Source organism: Streptomyces sp. NPDC002573 (assembly GCF_042889625.1).
GTDB classification, from domain to species: domain Bacteria; phylum Actinomycetota; class Actinomycetes; order Streptomycetales; family Streptomycetaceae; genus Streptomyces; species Streptomyces gibsoniae.
In genome coordinates this window covers 362,544-382,136 of record NZ_JBIARC010000001.1, presented here as the reverse complement: position 1 = coordinate 382,136, position 19,593 = coordinate 362,544, and the positions used below count along the sequence as shown (strand labels likewise).

The following is a 19,593-nucleotide window of genomic DNA, read 5'->3' as shown; positions in this document are numbered from 1 at the left end:
GATGACCACGGAATCCGTCTTCACGGGCCTGAAGGTCCTCGACGCGTCGAGCTTCATCGCGGGACCGGCCGCGGCCACCATGCTCGGCGACTTCGGCGCCGAGGTGATCAAGGTCGAGCCACCGGGACCGGGCGACCCGCAGCGGCGGCTGAGCTATCTGCCGCCGAGCCCCCGCGCGGAGGCCAACTACAGCTGGCACCTCGCCAACCGCAACAAGCGCGGCATGGTGATCGACCTGAAGTCGCCGGGCGGCACCAAGATCCTCAAGCGTCTCGTCGAATGGGCGGACGTGGTGATCACCAACTTCCCGCACGGCACCCGCGAGAAGCTGCACCTGGGGTACGAGGAGGTCTCGGCCTGGAACCCGCGGGTCGTCTACGCCGACATCACGGGCTTCGGGGACGCCGGACCGGACGCCGCGCTGCCGGGCTTCGACGTGACCGCCTACTGGTCGCGCAGCGGACTGCTGGCCTCCACCCGCGACGCGGGGGCCCCGCCGACGGTGCCGGTCTGGGGCAGCGGTGACTACATGTCGGCGATCGCCGTCTACGCGGCCGTCGTCACCGCCCTGTACCACCGCGAGCGCACGGGACAGGGCACCAGCGTGGGGACCTCGCTGCTCGCCGCGGGCGTCTGGTCGACCGCCACGCTGGTGGCCGGCGCGCTCGCGGGCGGCGCGTTCTTCGGGCTGCACGACCGGACGGCGCCGTCGAACCCGCTGGTCAACCCCTACCGGTGCGCGGACGACGAGTGGTTCATGCTCGTCACCACCCCCGCCTACTGGCCCGCGCTGACGAGGGCGGTCGGGCATCCCGAGCTGCTGGAGGATGCACGCTTCCGGGACGTCGAGGGCTTCATCAGGAACTCCGCGGCGCTGACCGGGCTGCTCGACACCGAGTTCCGCTCACGGCCCTTCGCCTACTGGAAGGACGTCCTGGACCGGGAACGCATCACCTACAGCCTCATCCAGACCCCGCAGGAGACCGCGGAGGATCCGCAGCTGCCCGCGAACGGCATCGTCGTACCGCTGGAGGGGGTCCCCGGTCTGGACCGCACCGTCAACAGCCCGGTCAACGTCCGCGGGGTGCCCAAGGTGCCGGCCAAGCGGGGGCCGGACCTGGGCGAGCACACCGACGAGATCCTCGCCGAACTGGGCTTCGACACCGCCGAGATCGCGGAGCTGCGCACCCAGGGAGCGATCCCGGGCGCATCGGGGACGGAGCCGACGCGATGAGCACGGGCAGCCGGACGGACCCCGTCGCGCCGCGCAAGCCCGTCCACCGAGTGACGATCGTCGGCACGGGCACCATCGGCGCGAGCTGGGCCACGCACTACCTCGCCCGCGGCTTCGACGTCACCGCGACCGACCCCGCCCCCGGCGCGGAGACGGCCCTGCGGTCGTACGTGGCGGCGGCCTGGGACGCGGCGGCCGGCCTCGGGCTCGCGCACGGGGCCTCGCCCGAGCGCCTGAGCTTCACCGCCGACCTGCGTCAGGCCCTCGCGGACGCCGACTTCGTCCAGGAGAACGCGCCGGAGCGCCCGGAACTCAAGGTCAAGCTGTTCGCCGACATCGACGACGCCACCCCGCCGGACGCCATCATCGCGTCCAGCACGTCGGGCATCACGATGAGCGTCATCCAGGCCGAGTGCCGGCGTCCGGAGCGCACCGTCATCGGCCACCCCTTCAACCCGCCGCACGTCATCCCGCTGGTCGAGGTCGTCGGCGGATCGAGGACGGCCCCGGAGACGGTCCGGGAGGTCATGGCCTTCTACACCGCGATCGGCAAGAAGCCGATCCACCTCAAGAAGGAACTCCCCGGACACGTCGCCAACCGCATCCAGGCCGCCCTGTACCGCGAGGTCGTCCATCTGATCGGGCAGGGAGTGCTCGACGTCGCCGACGCCGACGACGCCGTGTCCTGGGGGCCGGGACTGAGGTGGGGCGTGATGGGGCCCAGCCTGCTGTGGCATCTGGGCGGCGGCGAGGGCGGCATCCAGCACTTCATGGACACCCTCATGCCGCGGATGGTCGAGTCCTGGCAGGAACTGGGCGCGCCCGAGTTCACGCCCGAGCTCAGGGAGAAGATCGTCAGCGGTGTCCTGGAGGAGGCGGGCGGCCGTTCCATCGACGAACTGGCGGCCCGGCGCGACGCGATGCTGTTCGGCCTGCTGGCGGTGCGTGCGAGCCAGGGCGACCTGCGATCGGCGAGCGCGGGGACCGACGGGCCGCCGGAGGAGGGACGATGACCGGGCCGCGGGACAGACTGTTCGTGCTGGAGGCCAGCGGCGGCGGCCGGCTGTTCTCCGTGCACCCCGACGGCTCCGGCAAGCAGATCCTCGTCACCGGATGCAGGATCCCCGACGGGATCGCCGTCGATGCCGAGGCCGGGCACGTCTACTGGACCAACATGGGGGTCCCGTCGGCGGACGACGGCTCGATCGAGCGCGTGGACCTGGACGGAGGCAACCGTACGACGATCGTCCCGACCGGCGTCACCCACACCCCCAAGCAACTCCAGCTGGAGCCCACGACCCGGAAGCTGTACTGGGGCGACCGGGAGGGGATGCGCGTCATGCGCTGCGACCTCGACGGCTCGCACGTCGAGACGCTGGTGCGGGCGGGCGAGGGCGACGAGGACCGCCGCGACGAGACCAGATGGTGTGTGGGCGTGGCCGTGGACCCCGGCGCCGGACACCTCTACTGGACGCAGAAGGGCCCGAACGACGGTGGCCTCGGGAGGATCCTGCGCGCCGGGATCGACGTCCCGGCCGGCGAGACCGCGGCCGAACGAAGCGACATCGAGGTGCTGTTCGAGGGGCTGCCGGAGCCGATCGACCTGGAACTCGACCTCACGGCACGCATGCTGTACTGGACGGACCGCGGAGCCCCACCACGGGGCAACACCGTGAACCGCGCCCCGCTGGACCCGCCGTCCGCAGGCCGCCGGGAGCCCGAGATCCTGTGGGCCCACCTGATGGAAGGCATCGGCCTCGCCCTGGACCGGGGGTCCGCCCGCCTCTACGTGACGGACCTGGGCGGCACCGTCTACGCAGCCGATCTGGACGGTTCTTCCCTCACCGAACCCCTCATCGTCCAGGGCAACCTGACGGGCATCGCCCACACCACACTCCCCCCGGAATGACAGCGCACCCGACCGGGCCGGGCCACGGGTGCCGTGACCGGATCGGCCGGCCGGCTTCTACCGCACCGGGCCGGGGGAGTTCACCCGTGTCACCGGGACTCCTCCGGACGCCCGGCCGAGCAGGGTCAGTTCTGCTGTGGCCGGACCGGAGGGTGTGGTGCCGTCGGACAGGACGGCGAGGGCGAGGGTGTTGTCGCCCCGTGTGTTCAGGATCCCGTTCGGCAGGACGAAGGTGTGCTGGGGGCCCACGTCGTTGATGTACTGGCCCATGTTCCAGCCGTTGAGGAAGATCTGTACCCGGTAGGCGCGGGACGGGTCGTCCCCGAGGGTCAGGCCGATCGACGCGTCCGTGGCGGGGTCGACCGACAGCCGGAAGCCGGTGCGGTACCAGACCACACCCTGTCGTCGCCCGGCGTCCGGGAGGGGCGCGGGCCGCCAGCCGCGGTCGTGGAAGCCGGGCAGATGCCAGCCGTTCCGCTCGCCGTACAGACCGCCGTTGTTGAGCGGACCGCGTACGGGGTCGGGGGCGGCCGCCCCCTGGATCCGCCAGCGTACGGACGGGGAGGCGCCGTCGAAGGCGACCGAGGTCAGGCCCCGGCCCGCCTTGTGGCTGTCGTTCGCCCGGCCGTCCTGGTCGTGCTGCATCCGGCGGACGAGGACGGAGAGGACGTGCGGGCCGTTCTCGTGCAGGGACCGGCTGCCCGGCGCGAGCGGGAACGTCGCCGTGGCCTTCCAGGTCGCCTGCCGGACCGTGCTCGTGTCCGGCACGGGCATCCGGTGGGTGCCCAGCTGGCGGCCGTCCAGCCACGCCATCAACAGGCCCTGGGTGCCGGTGACATAGGAGAGGGACACCGACTCGGCCCCGGCCGCGCCCTCGAAGCGGCCCCGGTACCAGACGTCCCCGTAGTGGAAGCCGTAGTCGTCGGCGAAGAGGACCGGCCCCCCGGCGGGCACGGGGGTCGTGCTGAAGGACGTGGTCAGGTCGGCGGTCCGCCACGCCGAGTCGTCGAAACCGGCGGCGGACTCGGGGTTCTCGTCCTTGCGGCGCCACCCCGTCAGCGCGGGCAGCCGCACGGCACCGGCGCCGGGCAGCCGCCGCTCGGCGCGCAGGCTGCCGGAGCGGGTCCCCCGTGTGCGCACCCCGGACCCGTTCCAGACGACCTCGCTCACCCCGCGCGGCGCCCACACCTCCAGGTCCGCCTCCTCGACCGTGTCCCCGGTCAGCTCGGCGGTCGCACCGCGCAGCGCGGCGGTGCGCAGCAGGGCGGGCCCGTGCACCAGGACCGGCCCCGATGGAGTGGTGCGCGGCCACAGCCGTACGGAGGCCGCGTCGTCGGCGAGCAGCAGAAGCAGGGGGGCCGCCCCTCCCTTTCCCTTGTCCGTCACCGCGATCCGGGTGAGGCCGTCGAGCCGGGCGGTCACGCGCAGGACGCCGCCCTCGTAGGACCAGTCGGCCGTGCCCTCCAGCACGGCGACGGCCGGCTCGCTCGCGCTCTCCAGGGCGGTCTCCGTCGCCTCGCCCGTGCGGCCCGTGAACACGGCGATGTCCTGGCGGCCGGCGGTCATGCGCAGCATGGGCTGCGCGGTGGAGTGGCGCAGTGTCCACCGGCCGAGGGAGATCCCGGCGGCCAGCAGCCGGGCGTCCCGGCCGGGGACCGGCACCTGCACGGTCGTCCCGGCGAGCGGAACGGCGGCGACGGCGTCGGTGGGGGAGTCGTTGCGCAGCACGTACACGTGCGCTCCGGTGCCGGGACTGACGAGGTGGTAGGCCCTGATCTCCGGCGCGCCGACGGAGACGTCCGCCGCCCGGTCCAGCTCGGTCAGGTCGGGGAAGCTCTGCAGCAGATGCCCGATCTGGTGCATCGGCACGAGCTTGGCGGTGGGCTGCCGGGCCTCGTCGAGGGCGGCCCCGTAGTCGTACGACGTGTAGACGGCGGGCGCGGGCAGCCAGCCCCAGGACGTGCCGCCGAAGGTCATGTAGACGTTGTGGATCTTGATGCCGTTGGCGAGGTTGGTCAGATAGAAGCGTCGCTCGTACGCCGCGTCACGGGTGCGGCGCGACTCGGCGTACCCCTTCCCGCCGAACTCCGCACCGCCCCACGGATCGAACCAGCCGCCCCCGAACTCCGCGATGAGACCGGGGGTTTCGGGGCTCGCCGTGGAGCCGCCCTTGATCCCACCCGGGCCGAAGTACCCCCAGTCCGGCGGGGCCTGGAACGGCGACGGATAGCCGTCGAAGCCGTACAGCCAGCGGCCGCGCTCACCGCCCGTGTCGAACGTGCCGGGGGCCCAGTCCCCGTTCCTGCCCTTGTCGTTGTGGAACAGTGGCACGTCGATGCCGTCGGCCCGCACCTTGCGGTACAGATGGGCCATGTAGTCGCGGCCGGTGGGCTCGGTGACGTGGTTCGCGTACTCGTTCTCCAGCTGGTACAGCACGATCGTGCCGGTGCCCCTGGTGTACAGGTGCCGCACCGCGATCCGGTTCACGGCGGTCAGCCACTCGTCGACGTGACGCAGATACGTCGGGTCGGCCGTGCGGGCCGTGCCCCGGGTGGCGGTCAGCCAGCCGGGGAAGCCGCCCGCGTCGACCTCGGCGTTGATGTACGGGCCCGGGCGCAGGGTCACGTACAGCCCGGCCTCGGCGGCCGTGCGCAGGAAGAGGTCCAGATCCCGTACGCCCGTGAAGTCGTAGGAGCCCGGCGCCGGGGAGTGGTAGTTCCAGGAGACGTAGACGCTGACCGTGTTGCAGCCGTACGCGCGGAGCTTGTGCAGGACGTCCCGCCACAGGGACGGGCTCGGCAGCCGGAAGGGGTGCATCTCGCCGGACCACAGCACGAGCCGCCGGCCGTCGACGATCATCGAGTACCGGTCGAAGTCCACCCGGTGCGTCCGGCCGTCCGCGCCCGGCGTGGCGGGCGGTGGGCCGGTCGGCACGCCGGCGGCCGCCACGCACATGGCGCTGCTCCCGCCGAGTGAGAGTCCGAGCGCTGCCGTGCCGGCGATCGCGCTGAAGGTACGTCTGCTCAGCTCCAAGACAGTCTCCTCGACGGGCGCGGATGCGGCCATTGTGCATGGGGGCAGGCCCGACAATGGGTCCATGAGGATCTCGGCGCGGGCGGATTACGCGGTAAGGGCGGTGCTGGAGCTGACCGTCCGGCAGGACAGCGGTCCGGTCAAGGCGGAGACGGTCGCCTCCGCGCAGGGCATTCCGCACAAGTTCCTGGAGGGCATCCTCGGCGATCTGCGCCGGGGAGGCCTGGTCGACAGCCGGCGCGGCGGCACCGGCGGATACCGGCTGGCCCGGCCCGCCGACGCGATCACGGTCGCGGACGTCATCCGCGCGGTGGACGGCCCGATCGTCTCCGTACGCGGCGAACGCCCGAGCCAACTCGCCTACACCGGTCCCGCCGAGCCGCTGCTGCCGCTGTGGGTGGCGGTCCGGGCGAACGTCCGCCGCATCCTGGAGGGCGTCACGCTCGCGGACATCGCGTCGGGCACCCTGCCGGCACCGGTGCGGGAGCTCGCGGAGGAGCCGGCGGCCTGGGAGAACCCGTAGCGGAGGCGTGCGCCCTCCGGCCGCGGGCCGGGGCCTCAGCGGTTCTTCGCCGGTCGCCGGGCGGGCGGGGCGTCGGCCGGTGCCGAGGGTTTGGCCGGTGCGGGGGCGGGTGACGGGAAGCGGGTGGCCAGGGCCTCGCCGCCGGGGGTGCCGTGCAGCAGCCGGCGCAGCAGGGCGGCCTCCGGGTGGCCGCCGCCCCGGCCGCCGCCCAGGACACCGCCGGGACCCCGGCGACCGTCGCCGCGACGCTGCCCGAGGGAGCGACCACGTATGCGGCGGGGCGGCTGGTGCGCGCTCCTCTCGGCTCCGGCGCCGCGACACCGACCCTCGGCGGGGTGCAGCGGTCGATGATCCCGCTGCCGGTGGGGGACCTGAGGCCGCCCGGCGGGTGGGCGGAGCGGACGACGTGACCGCCTACGGTCCTGCCCCGCCGACCGCGCGTCGCGGGTCGCCGCCGATGTCTCGTACGCCTACGCCGAGGCCATCGCCCCCGACGGTCGGGTCCTGACCGCCGAGCTGAGCGCCGGGGAAGGGGTCGCGATGACCGCCGATCTGGCCGCCGAGACGGCACTGCGCGTGCTGGCGGGGGCCGCTCCCGGTGCCTGGACGCCCTGCGCCCTCCTGGGTGCCGGCCTGGTGGAGGCGGTGGGATGCACCGTCACCGTGACCGGCGCTCCCGGGCGCCACGCGGAGGTGTCGCGATGACGCTCCCCGCCGGGGTCGTCCGGCTCGGCGATCCGCTCGTGAACTTCTATCTCCTCCAGGAAGGCACCGATCTCACCCTGGTGGACGCCGGACTGCCCAGCCACTGGGGCGGGCTGTCCGACCGGCTGGAGAGCCCGGGCCGGTCGGTCCGCGACATCAGGGCCGTGCTGGTGACCCATGGGCACCTCGACCACTTCGGGATCGCCCGGCGGGTGAGCGCGGAGGTGTGGGTGCACGACGAGGACGCCCCGATCCTCCGCGCCCCCGGCGCACCCGCCGCTACTGGCGGCCCGAGCGCTCACTGGCCCGCTACGCCGTCCGCCGTCCGTCCGCGCTGCGCGCGCCGCTGCACCTGGCCCGGTCCGGAGCGCTCGGCACCGCCGCGGTCCCGGTCCTGCGGTCGTTCCGGGACGGGGAGGTGCTCGATGCCCGGGCGTCCGCAGGCGGTGCACACACCCGGCCACACCGCCGGGAGCACGACGTTCCTGCTGCCCGGCCGGGCCGTCGCGTTCACGGGCGACGCCCTGGTCACCGACGACAGCGTCACCGGCCGTCAGGGCCCCTGTCTGTTGTGCCGGGCGTTCACGCAGGACAGTACGGCGGCCCGGGAGTCGCTGCGGACGCTGGGCACCCTCGACGCGGACCTCGTGCTGCCGGGGCACGGCGAACCCTGGACCGGGCATCGCGGAGGCGGCCCGGATGGGGCTGGAGAGCGGCGTCGTGTGAGGGCGGGGCGGCAGCCCGTCGCGGGGGCGCGGGGCGTTCCGGCCCCGCGCGCGGCACGAGAAGGGCCGTACGGCTCCTTCGGCTACTCCGTCCGCCCGCTCATCATGGCCACCAGGTTCTCCGTGGCGTTCGGGCCGAAGAGGAGGTCCAGGCCCTGGGCCGAGTCGGCCGCGGTGTGTTCCGCGCGCGGGAACAGGGCCTGTTCGTAGGCGAGGAGACCGGTGCCGAAGGAGTCCGGGTGGGCCGCCAGGGCCGTGGCGAGTTCCGCGCCGTCCTGCAACGCGGCGTTCGCCCCCTCGCCCGCGAACGGCGACATCAGGTGTGCCGCGTCGCCGAGGAGCGTCACGCCCGGCGTGTGCGCCCAGCGGTGGCCGATCGGGAGGGCGTGGATCGGGCGCGGAGTCAGTGCGCCCTCCGCGTCGGCGATCAGCGCGCGCAGCCGGTCGTCCCAGCCCTCGAAGTGGGCGAGCAGCGCCTCCTTGACCGCGTCCGGGCGCGTGAAGTCGAGCTTCCCCAGCCAGTCCTCGGGCACCTTGAACGCGACATACGCGTGGATCGAGCCGTCGGTCTCCAGATGCGTGAGGAATCCCTTGCCGTCGGCGAGCGCGAACATCATGCCGCCGCCCAGGAGCTCGGCCGTCGCGGGATGCCGCACGGCCGCCTCGTGCAGGTCCGTCTCGACGAAGGACACACCGGCGTAGGCGGGCACGGCGGGAGAGAGCAGGGGGCGGATCCGGGACCAGGCGCCGTCCGCGCCGATCAGCACGTCCGTGGTGAACGCGGTGCCGTCGGCGAGGGTCACCTCATGGCGTCCGTCGCCCAGGGGGCGCGCGCCGGTCACCTTCGTGCCCCAGCGGACCGTGCCCTCGGGCAGCGAGTCCAGCAGGACGCGCCGCAGGTCGTTGCGGTCGACCTCGGGCCGGCCGGTCTCCTCGGTGTCCTTGAAGCGGACCGTGCCGTCCGGGTCGAGGACGCGGCACTCCTCGCCGCCGGGGTGGACGATCGCCCGGAACTCCTCGAAGAGCCCGGCGGCGCGCAGCGCGGCCTGCCCCGACTCCTCATGCAGGTCGAGCATGCCGCCCTGGGGACGGGCGGTGGGCGAGGCGTCGCGTTCGTGGACGGCCGCCTCGATGCCGTGCACATGCAGGACCCGTGCGGCGACGAGACCGCCGAGACCGGCGCCGACGACGGTGACGGGGTGGTGGGTGGGTGCGGTCTTTCCCGTGGCCATGGCGGCCTCCTCAGGGAGCGGGCGTACGAGGTGTACGCGAAGTGGTGGGCGGCTCGGGTGCCGCCGTGATGCCGCTGATCAGCACCTGGAACCCCCAGGCCAGACGGGCCTCGCCGGGGCCGGACACCAAGTCCGTGCCCAGGGCGGCGATCTGCGGGTGCCGTTCGGGCCGGGCGCCCAGCAGGGCCCGGGTCAGCGCGTCGAAGTCCTCCTGGGCCTCGGGCTCCTGGCCCTGGGTGGAGTGCTCGGCCGCACTCGCCGTCGCGAACTGCAACAGCAGGTCGAGACCCCATGACGCCCGCCCGGGCGGCACCTCTCCCTCGGCGAGCAGGGCGAGGATCGCCTCCACCAGATCGAGGTAGTGCTCGCCGTGGGGGCGGGCCACCAGGGCCGCGCGGGCCAGCGCCGGGTGGGCGAAGAGCACATCGATGTACGAGGTCAGCAGCCGGACCAGCCGGTCACGCCAGTCGCCTCGGGTGCCCACGGGGGACAGATCCACCTCGCCGAGCAGCCGGTCGAGGACGGCCGCGTGCAGCTCCGCCGTGTTGCGGACGTAGACGTACAGCGACGCCGGACCCGTGTCCAGCTCCTGCGCCAGCCGTCGCATGGTGACCCGTTCCAGGCCCTCGGCGCGCATCAGCGCGACGGCGGTGTCGATGATGCCGTCCCGGGTGAGGGCCGGCTTGGCGGGGCGGTCGCGGCGGCTGCGCGGGGCCGGGGGCTGTGCTGTCATGCCTTCACCGTAACGAACATGTTCGTCGCGAACAAGTACGTCACGAACATGTTCGTCACCGCGTACGGGGGTGTGCGCCCGCCGAGGGGTGCGGTGTCCCGCGCTCCCCTCGCGCCGTCGACCACCGTTCGGCGGCCCTTCGCCGCACATGGTAACGGGCTGTCACGGGTACATTTCAGGATGTAAGCGCGTGCGCTGTCCTGTGTACGCGGCGTCGACCTGGTGAAACACCCTTCTAGGCCGTCAGATTGAGCGCATGACCGCACCTTCAAGCCCCCAACGCCCGGTTACCGTAAGTGTGTTCTCCCAGCGCTTCAGCGCCACCACGCGCGGCGCACGCCATGCCCGGCACCTCGCCCTGCACCAGCTGCACACCTGGGGTATCCCGCACGGCACCGAGACCTCCGACGCCGCCGCCGTGATCGTGGCCGAACTCGCCGCCAACGCGGTGACCCACGGCCGGGTGCCCGGGCGGGACTTCGAGCTGCGGCTCTCCCTCGTCACGGGCAGCGTCCGCATCGAGGTCAGCGACACCCGCAGCGGACCGCCCCGCCCACCGAGGCCCGGCGGCACAACGTCCCCGGCGCCGCTGGCGGAAGGGGGCCGCGGGTTCCTCCTCGTCGACGCGTTCGCCGCCCGATGGGAGGTGCTGGACCGGGACCCGCCACCGGGCAAGACGGTGCGGGCCGAGGTGGACGTGCCGGGGTGGCTGTGTCTGGTCAGAGACCGAACGACAGGAGCGCGCCCGGGGTCCGCGCTGTGACGGGTCTCGTCCGCAGCGGTCCTGGCGCGCTCTGCCTTTTCAGTTGCAACGGGGTGGGGGGGGGGGGGGGGGGGCCCCCCCCCCCCCCCCCCGCCCCCCGCCGGGGGGGGGGGGGGGGGGGGGGGGGGGGGTTGGGGGGGGGGGGGGGGGGGGGGGGGGGGGGGGGGGGGGGGGGGGGGGGGGGGGGCCGGGGGGGGGGGGGGGGGGGGGGGGGGGGGGGCGGGCCCCGCCCCCACGGCCCGTGAACCCCTGAGAGGGGTGCCGTGGGGGCCGGGGCAAGAGGTACGGCTCAAGGCGTTGTGGGGCGGGGGAGAGGGGGAGGGAGGGGGCCGGGGGGGGAGGGCCCCCCCGGGGTGGCTCAGGTGCTGGGTACCACCCGGCCCGTAACCTCCCCCAGCCCCACCCGGGTCCCGTGCGGTCCCGGAGCCCAGGCGGTCATGGTGACCACGTCTCCGTCCTCCAGGAACGTTCGCTTGCCGTCCGGGAGTTCGAGCGGATCGCGCCCGTTCCAGGTCAGTTCGAGCAGGGAGCCGCGCTCGCCCTCGGTCTCGCCGCTCACGGTGCCCGAGCCGTAGAGGTCGCCCGTCCGCAGCGGCGCCCCGTTCACCGTCATGTGCGCCAGTTGCTGGGCCGCCGTCCAGTACATGGTCGAGAACGGCGGCTCGGAGACCACATGGCCGTTGATCGCAACGGAGATGCGCAGGTCGTAGCCGCCGGGTTCGTCCTGCCCGTCGTCCAGGTACGGCAGCAGCGGGTGCGTGCGCTCGGGGGGTGCGACCCGGGCGTCCTCCAGGGCGTCCAGAGGGGTGATCCAGGCGGAGACGGAGGTGGCGAACGACTTGCCGAGGAAGGGGCCGAGCGGCACGTACTCCCAGGCCTGGATGTCCCGCGCCGACCAGTCGTTGAGGAGGCAGAGCCCGAACACGTGGTCGCGGAAGTCCGACAGCGGGACCGGCCGGCCGAGCTGCGACGGCACGCCCACCACGAATCCCACCTCCGCCTCGATGTCCAGGCGGACCGAGGGGCCGAAGACCGGCTCCGGGTCCGTGGGCGCCTTGCGCTGTCCCTGGGGGCGTACGACGTCCGTGCCGGACACCACGACGGTTCCCGCCCGGCCGTGGTAGCCGATCGGCAGGTGCTTCCAGTTGGGGGTCAGGGAGTCCGCCGCGTCCGGGCGGAAGATCCGGCCGACGTTACGGGCGTGGTTCTCGGAGGCGTAGAAGTCGACGTAGTCCGCGACCTCGAACGGCAGGTGCAGGGTCACCTCGGAGAGCGGGAGCATCAGGGGCTCGAGGGTCTCCCGGTGCGCGGGCACCGTCACCCACGCCGTCAGCGCCCGGCGCACGTCCGACCAGGCGGTGCGGCCGGCGGCCAGCAGGGGGCCCAGCGAGGGCCCTGACAACAGGGGGGCGTACGGGGAGCCGAGCGCCTCGGCGGCGGCGCCCGCGTCGAGCACGTGGTCGCCCAGCCGGACGCCGACCCTCCGTTCGGCGGAGCCGACCGACGAGAACACGCCGTAGGGGAGGTTGTGCGGTCCGAAGGGGTCGCCCTCGGGGACGTCGAAGGGGGGCATGGGATGCTGCCTCGCTTTCGTGCACGTCAGCTGTGTCGTGCCTTGGGGGTGCGTTCCATGTGGTCGTCGCACACGTTACGGGTGAGTTCCCTGTCTTGGGCAGGGTCTAAAGAGTTCACAATGTCCGAATAGGCCTTGTCGGAGCGTCCAATTCCGGCTTAGCGTCCTTTGGGGACACGGACGGGGTGGGTCCGGTCCGTAGGGGGGACACGTGGGGGGACCCGTGGCCAGGAGCACCGGCGCGCCGTTCGACGCGGACCGTGAGGTGCCCGGGCTCATCGTGAAGTTTGGCGGCTATCCACTGCACCACGGTGGCGTGGGTGCCATCCGCAGCCTGGGGCGGCTGGGCATACCGATGTACGCCATCACCGAGGACCGTTACACGCCGGCCGCGGTCTCCCGCTATCTGCGGCGCGCCTTCGTGTGGCCGACCTCCGGGACGGAGGAACCGGAGCAGCTCGTGGAGGGCCTGCTGCGCATCGGGCGTCGTATCGGACGGCCGACCGTGCTCGTTCCCACGGACGAGGAGGCCGCCGTCCTGATCGCCGAGCATCAGGACGTGCTCGGCGGTCCCTTCCTCTTCCCGAAAGTGGATGCCAAGCTTCCGCGCCGTCTCGCCAGCAAGCAGGGCCTGCACGAGCTGTGTGTGGAACACGGCATCCCGAGCCCGCAGGCGGCCTTCCCGCAGTCGTACGACGACATCGTGCGGTTCGCCGAGAAGGCCCGCTTCCCGCTCGTGGCCAAGAACCGTGAGGCGTTCGTCCGCCGCGAGCGGCCCGCCGTGAACGGGACGACCAAGATCACCACTCCTGAGGGGCTGCTCACGCTGGCCCGCGACTGGGGTGAGCGCCCGGGCGTGATCCTCCAGGAGTATCTGCCGCGGGAGGAGGCCGAGGACTGGATCGTGCACGCGTACTTCGGCCAGGACTCCGCCCCGCTCGCGCTGTTCACCGGCGTCAAGGTCCGCTCCTGGCCGCCGCACGCGGGCATGACGGCGAACGCCTACGTCGTCGACAACCCGGAACTCGCCGACCTCGCGGCACGTTTCATCAAGCAGATCGGCTTCACCGGCATCGTCGATCTGGACCTGCGCTTCGACCGCCGCGACGGCCGTTACAAACTGCTCGACTTCAACCCGCGCATGGGCGCCCAGTTCCGCCTCTTCGAGAACGAGGCGGGGGTGGACGTCGTCCGCGCCATGCACCTGGACCTGACCGGCCGTACGGTTCCGGAGGGGGAACAGCGCGCCGGCCATCGGTACGTCGTGGAGAACATCGACCTGGCGGCCCTGCTGGCCTACCGGCGCAGCGGCTACACCACGCCGCACGCACCGGCCCGCGCCAGCGGCACGGAGCTGGCCTGGTTCGCGGGTGACGACCCGCGGCCGTTCTTCACGATGCTCGCACGCTTCGTACGGCCGGGCGCGAAGCATCTGTATCAGCTGTGGCGGACCAACCGCCGCGGTTCCACCACCGGTACGCGTTAGCGCGTACGAATCACCGCACCAGCACGCCCTGGTGCGTACTGCTCCACCACGAAGTAGGCATGTCGCGTCCTGGGGAGGGACTTCGTGATTCAACCGGTAGCAGTCATCGGCGCCGGGCCGTTCGGCCTGTCCACCGCCGCCCATCTGAGGGCGCGGGGTATCCCGGTACGCGTCTTCGGTGAGCCCATGGTGAGCTGGCGCGACCACATGCCCGAGGGCATGCTCCTGAAGTCGACCCCGGTCGCCTCGAACATCGACGCCCCCCAGAGCGGTCACACCCTGGTCGACTACTGCGACGCGGCGGGCATACCCCGGCTGGTGACCGACGAGGACATCATCCCGGTCGAGGCGTTCATCGGCTACGGTGAGTGGTTCCAGGAGAAGCTGGTGCCCGAGCTGGAGCGGGTCAGGGTCGTCTCCGTGGACCGCCGTCCGGGCGGCGGTTTCGACCTGAAGCTGGACTCGGGCGAGCAGTTCGCGGCGCGGGCGGTCGTGGTGGCCACCGGTCTGTCGGGCCTCGCCCACCTCCCGCCGGAGCTGGCCGCCGCCGCGGTGGACGGCCCCACCCCCGCGGGACCGGTCTCCCACAGCTCCCAGCACCATGACCTGACCCGGTTCTCCGGCAAGGAGTTGGTGGTCATCGGCGCGGGGCAGTCCGCCCTGGAGACGGCCGCGCTCGCGGCCGAGGCGGGCGCCCGGGTGCGGGTGATCTCGCGGGGCGAGGGCAGGGTGGCCTTCGGCGCGCCCCCCTGGGAGCAGCCGAGGCTCCGTCCCGAATCGCCGTTCGGGCGTGCCTGGTCCCTGTGGGCGTTGAGCTACTACCCGCAGCCCTACCGGTTCCTCCCGGACCAGACCCGTCACTACCTGGTGCGCCGGGTTCTCGGCCCGCTCGGCGCGTGGTGGCTGCGCGACCGCTTCCAGAGCAAGGTGCAGGTGCGTGAGGTTGCCCGGGTGGTCGGCGCCTCTGCGTCGGACGGCAGCCCCGTTCTGACGATCCGGACGCACGCGGGGCGCACGGAGGAACTCACCGCGGACCATGTGATCGCCGCCACCGGCTACCGCGTGGACATCGCTGCGATGGATTTCCTGGGCCACGAGCTGCGCACGCAACTTGCGGTGAGCCGGGGCACGCCGAGGCTCGGCGCGGGCTATGTGTCCTCCGTGCCGGGCCTGTACTTCACGGGCCTGCCCGCGGCGTCCTCGTACGGCCCGGTGATGCGCTTCGTGTGCGGCACGGAGTTCGCCTCGCCCCGGCTGGCGAAACACCTGGCCGCGGTGCACGGCTGAGGGCGCGAGGCCGGGCCGGCCGGGGATCGACGGACGACGGGCTGGGGGGTGGCATCGCCACGCCCCAACCCGTCGGCGTGGTGCGGGCGCACGAGAACGCGCCATCGTCTGCCACCACAGCGCGTACAACTCCTCGGAGGAGTCCCGCACGGGAGACGTACTCCCGCACTGCCGCTCCAGGGACCCACCAGGGTGTGGTCTCGTCACCCGCGACCGGCGGTTCCAGGACACCGGTTCGTCCTACCCGCCGTTCCGCGTCGTGCGGCCGTACGCACTCCGGGTGGCCGTTCGTGCGCTGGGGCGCCGGCTGTTGGACGCGGGCGCCTGAGCGCCCGATGCGTGCACCGGCCGCGCGTGGTGCTGCCGCGCGCCGGGTGGGTCTGCGGTGCGGTCCCGGGGCCGAAGGGCGGGGCCAGTACCGGGGCGGGGCGTGCCGGGGCAGGGTGTGGTCGTGTTCCGGACAGGGCTGGGCAACTCCGGTTCCGTGTTACGGGAGTTCGGTGGGCACGGGATACCGGACGTCGTCCGGTTCGCGCCGAGTCGCTGGGGCGTTCCATCCGTATTCTCTGATCATGGCCGCACCGCTCGCATATTCACTCATCGCCACTGACCTGGACGGAACGCTGTTGCGTCACGACGACACGCTCTCCGACCGGTCAAGGGCCGCGCTGGCGCGGGCCTCCGCGGCAGGCGCACAGCACCTGGTCGTGACAGGGCGCCCGGCGCCCAGGGTGCGGCCGCTGCTCGACGACCTCGGCAGCACGGGGCTCGCGGTGTGCGGGCAGGGCGCGCAGGTCTACGACGCCGGTACGAACCGGCTGCTGTTCTCCGTCACCCTGGACCGGGAGTTGGCCGAGACCGCACTCGGCAAGATCGAGGCCGAGGTGGGGCAGGTGTACGCGGCGGTGGACCAGGACGGGGTGGACGGGCTCACGCTCATCGAACCCGGCTACCGGATGCCGCATCCCACCCTGCCCGCGGTACGGGTCGAGCGGCGCGACGACCTGTGGTGCGAGCCGATCAGCAAGGTGCTGCTGCGCCATCACGCCCTGTCGGACGACGAGTTGGCGACGGCGGCCCGCGCGGCGGTGGGCTCCCTGGCGACGGTCACCATGTCCGGGCCGGGCACCGTCGAGCTCCAGCCGTGCGGCATCACCAAGGCGACGGGGCTCGCGCTGGCGGCCGGCCATCTGGGGCTGGGGCCGTCGGAGACCATCGCCTTCGGCGACATGCCCAATGACATCCCGATGTTCGACTGGGCCGCGCACGGGGTGGCGATGGCCAACGCCCACCCCGAACTCAAGGCTGTGGCGGACGAGATCACCACGTCGAACGAGGACGACGGCATCGCCGTCGTCCTCGAACGAATCTTCGCCGGTCACCGGCCGCCGGCCGACAGCGCCGGCCGGCGCCCCGCCGGCTATTACCAGGCCTACTGATCGGCTGCCGGGCCCACCGGTGGGGTGTCAGGTTCCTACCGGCAGGCGACCGACAGGCCTCCTAGTAGGCACTGTTGACGTTGTCGATCGAGCCGTACCGGTGGGCGGCGTAGTTGCACGCGGCCGTGATGTTGGCCACCGGGTCGTAGGGATCGAACGACGTGCCGGGCACGTGGTACGCGGCGAAGGTCGGGTCGATGATCTGGAGCAGGCCCTTGGAGGGGATTCCCTTGCGGGCGTTGGAGTCCCAGAGGTTGATGGCTCTCGGGTTGCCGGACGACTCGCGCATCACGTTGCGGTAGATGCCGTTGTACGTGCCGGGGATACCGTGCTGGGCCATGACATCCAGCGACTGACGGATCCAGCTGTCGAGGGTGGTGCCTCGGGTCTTCACGACGGTGACGGAGGTGACGTTCCCCGGCTTGCCGGGCGCGGCGGAAGCGGCGGTCGCTCCCATGACCGGCAGGGCGAGAAGGGCGGCACCCGTCCCCGCGATTGCGAGGGCACGGGTGAGACGGGCGGCCTTGGAGCCACGGTCCCGACGGCGTGCGGGCAGTGCGAAAGCGGACATGTCGCGTTCCTCTCCTGCGCCTGCGAGGTGAGCTGTCGGGTTCGGGCGGGGAGGTGCCCGGCTGTGTCCTCGATGCCGAGGCCACGGTTTCACCCCTAGCCGTTCCGGTGTGGTGGCCGGACCGGCGGCTTACCTGGGTCCCCCGCTCCTGCCGTCATGGGTCGAAGGGCTTCCGAGTGGTGGCAGGATTCGGCGTTCCGCTCGGATCGAGGGGAAGGTATGCGATAGCACATGTCGGAAACAAGCCTTCAAGTCGCACTCCATCCGTATTGACCTTGAAGTGCGGGAATAAGATCGGTGATCCGGATTGTTGAGCCAGGCTCAAGTTGCTATTAGCAAAGCCGGAGTTGGCGGAACGTTCGCGGTGACGCGCATGTCGAGCATGTGAGCTATTTCACTGCCACTCCCGTGATCGCCACCGGCACTTCATTGCATAAGTGCTTAATTCGGACAAAACGACCAGGCCTCATGCGGTCCGGCTCGGGCGCCTCGAGTGGGTCGGGGCTGCTCGTGCGGCCTGGACTCCCTTGTCGGCAAGGGGTGTTCTCGGGATTCGCCCGGCTGGGAGGGGTGAGCCTCCGGTCGGCGCGTGCGGCGTACGCGGGCGGGTGGGTGTAGTGGAGTTGCTGGGAGTGCGGGGGAGTCGCAGGGGGCATCCGGTGGCTGAAAAGGGGTGCTCCGGGGGGCGGGGTGGTGATGCGCGAGGAGAGTGGAGGGGTGCCCGGCGCCCGCGAGCCCAGTGGGCAAATGGTGCGATTCATGACGTAAAAGGTGCTTTTCGCTTATGTCAGCGAATGTCTGTTCGTATCAGATGATCAAGAACATACCGTTCGTGATCCGATACCGCCCGGCCTGGAACAGTGGGCGCTCGTGGTGATCGAAACGTGACCGGATACGCTGACTTGAGTGATGGCGGCGACAGATCGACAAACTCGACAAGTCACGTCGACGAACGGCGTCATCGACCAAGTGACCGTCCTTGAGACCGACCGTGTGAGCGTCAGCAGACGTCAGCAGACAGGAGACCCCACGTGACCGTCGTCGGGCCGTTCGGGCTGAGCGTGCGGGACCAGGCTCTGGAAGCCGATGTCCAGGCCGGATTGGCGGCTGTCGAGGAAGGGCTGCTCGAGGCCACCAAGAGTGAGGTGCCCTTCATCACGGGGGCCGCGCAGCACTTGGTGCGTGCGGGTGGGAAGCGGTTCCGGCCGCTGCTCGTGATGCTCGCGGCACAGTTCGGCGATCCGTACGCGCCCGGGATCGTGCCCTCGGCCGTGGTCGTGGAGCTGACCCATCTCGCCACCCTCTACCACGACGATGTGATGGACGAGGCCGAGGTGCGGCGCGGGGTGGACAGCGCGAACACCCGCTGGGGCAACTCGGTGGCGGTCCTCACGGGTGACTTCCTGTTCGCGCGGGCGTCGCACATCCTGGCCGATCTCGGCCCGGAGGCGGTCCGGATCCAGGCGGAGGCGTTCGAACGCCTGGTCACCGGTCAGATCCTGGAGACGGCGGGTCCGCGGGACGGCCGTGACCCCGTGGAGCACTATCTCGACGTCCTCGGCGGCAAGACCGGCTCGCTGGTCGCGGTGGCATGCCGCTTCGGGGCGATGATGTCGGGCGCCGACGAGACGGTCGTGGACGTGCTCACGCAGTACGGCGAGCGGCTGGGCGTGGCGTTCCAGCTGGCCGACGACGTCCTGGACATCGCCTCCGACTCGCACGAGTCCGGGAAGACGCCCGGCACGGACCTGCGCGAGGGCATCCCCACCCTCCCGGTGCTGCGTCTGCGCGAGCGCGCGGAGCGCATGGGGCTGGCGGAGGACATCGCCCTGTGCGAGCTGCTGGACTCCGACCTCACCGACGACGCCCGGCACGCCGAGGCCCTCGCCCGGCTGCGCGCACACCCGGCCCTGGAGCAGGCGCGCCGCGACACGGTCCGCTATGTGGAGGACGCCCGCTCGGGTCTGGCCCCGCTGCCGGAGTGCGGTGCGAAGGCGGCCCTGATGGAGCTGTGTGACGCGGTGGTGCACCGGGCGGGCTGACACCGCCCGCGTGTCACCCTCGCAGGGGACCTTCGGGTCCACTCGTCGTGGGAGCCGTATGACCCGGGCCCCGGGGTTGGATCGGGTCCAGGCCGAGATCAGTTCCGTACCCGTACCCGTACCCGTACCCGAAACCGCCCGGCCGGCGCCCCTCCCCGTAGAACCCCTACGGGTCGGGGCAGGTGCCGTCTCCCCGATGTCATACCCCAGGATTACGCGGAGTTGAGCCCGCGGGCTGACGCTTCTGCCGGGCCGATTTGGTCAGATGGGGGACACCACCTCAAAGGAGTTCGGGTGAGAATGGCGGCACAGGGGTGGACCAGGGCACAGATGGTAGG

General features: G+C 72.1%; 16 protein-coding genes, 1 pseudogene and 1 riboswitch. Of the genes and pseudogenes, 12 read left to right on the top strand and 5 right to left on the bottom strand.

Annotated features, from left to right (window positions below):
- The first annotated feature begins 1 nt into the window (after nucleotide 1).
- The 3 genes from ACFYX0_RS01795 to ACFYX0_RS01785 are packed head-to-tail and all read left to right on the top strand — an operon-like array spanning nucleotide 2 to nucleotide 3,143.
- Nucleotides 2–1,234 (top strand): CaiB/BaiF CoA transferase family protein, encoded by a 1,233-nt coding sequence (locus ACFYX0_RS01795; protein ID WP_388965169.1) that lies wholly within the window; start codon nucleotides 2–4, stop codon nucleotides 1,232–1,234.
- Complete coding sequence (locus ACFYX0_RS01790) at nucleotides 1,231–2,247, top strand: 3-hydroxyacyl-CoA dehydrogenase NAD-binding domain-containing protein (protein WP_388965166.1); 1,017 nt, start codon at nucleotides 1,231–1,233, stop codon at nucleotides 2,245–2,247. The genes ACFYX0_RS01795 and ACFYX0_RS01790 overlap by 4 nt, the downstream gene beginning before the upstream one ends.
- On the top strand, nucleotides 2,244–3,143 hold the full coding sequence (locus ACFYX0_RS01785) for a 3-hydroxyacyl-CoA dehydrogenase (RefSeq protein ID WP_355907354.1): 900 nt from the start codon (nucleotides 2,244–2,246) through the stop codon (nucleotides 3,141–3,143). Before ACFYX0_RS01790 ends, ACFYX0_RS01785 begins: the two co-directional genes overlap by 4 nt.
- 57 nt (nucleotides 3,144–3,200) lie before the next feature.
- Here ACFYX0_RS01785 and ACFYX0_RS01780 read toward each other — a convergent pair whose 3' ends face one another.
- A complete protein-coding gene (locus tag ACFYX0_RS01780; protein WP_388965164.1) occupies nucleotides 3,201–6,176 on the bottom strand; it encodes a beta-galactosidase in 2,976 nt (991 codons plus the stop codon).
- Between the two features lie 64 nt (nucleotides 6,177–6,240).
- On the opposite strand from ACFYX0_RS01780, the gene ACFYX0_RS01775 reads away from it, so the two are divergent.
- The 4 genes and pseudogenes from ACFYX0_RS01775 to ACFYX0_RS01760 all read left to right on the top strand — a co-directional run.
- Complete coding sequence (locus tag ACFYX0_RS01775) at nucleotides 6,241–6,699, top strand: RrF2 family transcriptional regulator (protein WP_388965162.1); 459 nt, start codon at nucleotides 6,241–6,243, stop codon at nucleotides 6,697–6,699.
- Between the two features lie 152 nt (nucleotides 6,700–6,851).
- A complete protein-coding gene (locus ACFYX0_RS01770; RefSeq protein ID WP_388965160.1) occupies nucleotides 6,852–7,109 on the top strand; it encodes a hypothetical protein in 258 nt (85 codons plus the stop codon).
- 130 nt (nucleotides 7,110–7,239) lie between these two features.
- Nucleotides 7,240–7,404, top strand: a complete 165-nt coding sequence (locus ACFYX0_RS01765) for a hypothetical protein (RefSeq protein WP_355907365.1) — start codon at nucleotides 7,240–7,242, stop codon at nucleotides 7,402–7,404.
- A pseudogene (locus tag ACFYX0_RS01760) lies at nucleotides 7,350–8,006 on the top strand (MBL fold metallo-hydrolase); the annotation flags it as partial. The gene ACFYX0_RS01765 and the pseudogene ACFYX0_RS01760, both read left to right, overlap by 55 nt.
- 206 nt (nucleotides 8,007–8,212) lie before the next feature.
- On the opposite strand, the gene ACFYX0_RS01755 reads toward ACFYX0_RS01760, so the two are convergent.
- Entirely contained in the window at nucleotides 8,213–9,361 is a 1,149-nt protein-coding gene (locus ACFYX0_RS01755; protein WP_388965157.1) for an FAD-dependent oxidoreductase, read from the bottom strand.
- 10 nt (nucleotides 9,362–9,371) lie between these two features.
- The gene (locus ACFYX0_RS01750; protein ID WP_388965154.1) at nucleotides 9,372–10,094 is read right to left on the bottom strand and encodes a TetR/AcrR family transcriptional regulator; all 723 of its coding nucleotides are present in this window, start codon (nucleotides 10,092–10,094) and stop codon (nucleotides 9,372–9,374) included.
- Between the two features lie 256 nt (nucleotides 10,095–10,350).
- Between ACFYX0_RS01750 and ACFYX0_RS01745 the strand changes: the two genes are divergently transcribed.
- Nucleotides 10,351–10,857, top strand: a complete 507-nt coding sequence (locus ACFYX0_RS01745; protein WP_388965151.1) for an ATP-binding protein — start codon at nucleotides 10,351–10,353, stop codon at nucleotides 10,855–10,857.
- 358 nt (nucleotides 10,858–11,215) lie between these two features.
- Here the strand turns inward: ACFYX0_RS01745 and fahA are convergent, their stop codons facing one another.
- Nucleotides 11,216–12,430: a fumarylacetoacetase gene (fahA, locus tag ACFYX0_RS01740; protein ID WP_388965149.1), complete on the bottom strand. Its 1,215-nt coding sequence runs from the start codon at nucleotides 12,428–12,430 to the stop codon at nucleotides 11,216–11,218.
- A 223-nt stretch (nucleotides 12,431–12,653) separates the two neighbouring features.
- Here fahA and ACFYX0_RS01735 point away from each other — a divergent pair, with 223 nt between their 5' ends.
- From ACFYX0_RS01735 to ACFYX0_RS01725, 3 genes are all read left to right on the top strand, one after another.
- Complete coding sequence (locus tag ACFYX0_RS01735) at nucleotides 12,654–13,916, top strand: ATP-grasp domain-containing protein (RefSeq protein ID WP_388965146.1); 1,263 nt, start codon at nucleotides 12,654–12,656, stop codon at nucleotides 13,914–13,916.
- Between the two features lie 84 nt (nucleotides 13,917–14,000).
- Nucleotides 14,001–15,203: an FAD-dependent oxidoreductase gene (locus ACFYX0_RS01730; RefSeq protein WP_388965143.1), complete on the top strand. Its 1,203-nt coding sequence runs from the start codon at nucleotides 14,001–14,003 to the stop codon at nucleotides 15,201–15,203.
- Between the two features lie 572 nt (nucleotides 15,204–15,775).
- Nucleotides 15,776–16,642: an HAD family hydrolase gene (locus tag ACFYX0_RS01725; RefSeq protein ID WP_355908494.1), complete on the top strand. Its 867-nt coding sequence runs from the start codon at nucleotides 15,776–15,778 to the stop codon at nucleotides 16,640–16,642.
- 61 nt (nucleotides 16,643–16,703) lie between these two features.
- On the opposite strand, the gene ACFYX0_RS01720 is transcribed toward ACFYX0_RS01725, so the two are convergent.
- Complete coding sequence (locus ACFYX0_RS01720) at nucleotides 16,704–17,213, bottom strand: transglycosylase SLT domain-containing protein (RefSeq protein WP_355908491.1); 510 nt, start codon at nucleotides 17,211–17,213, stop codon at nucleotides 16,704–16,706.
- A gap of 4 nt (nucleotides 17,214–17,217) precedes the next feature.
- Nucleotides 17,218–17,418: riboswitch (cyclic di-AMP (ydaO/yuaA leader) on the bottom strand.
- 826 nt (nucleotides 17,419–18,244) lie between these two features.
- Between ACFYX0_RS01720 and ACFYX0_RS01715 the strand changes: the two genes are divergently transcribed.
- The gene (locus ACFYX0_RS01715) at nucleotides 18,245–19,255 is read left to right on the top strand and encodes a polyprenyl synthetase family protein (RefSeq protein WP_311701277.1); all 1,011 of its coding nucleotides are present in this window, start codon (nucleotides 18,245–18,247) and stop codon (nucleotides 19,253–19,255) included.
- The last annotated feature ends 338 nt before the right edge of the window (nucleotides 19,256–19,593 follow it).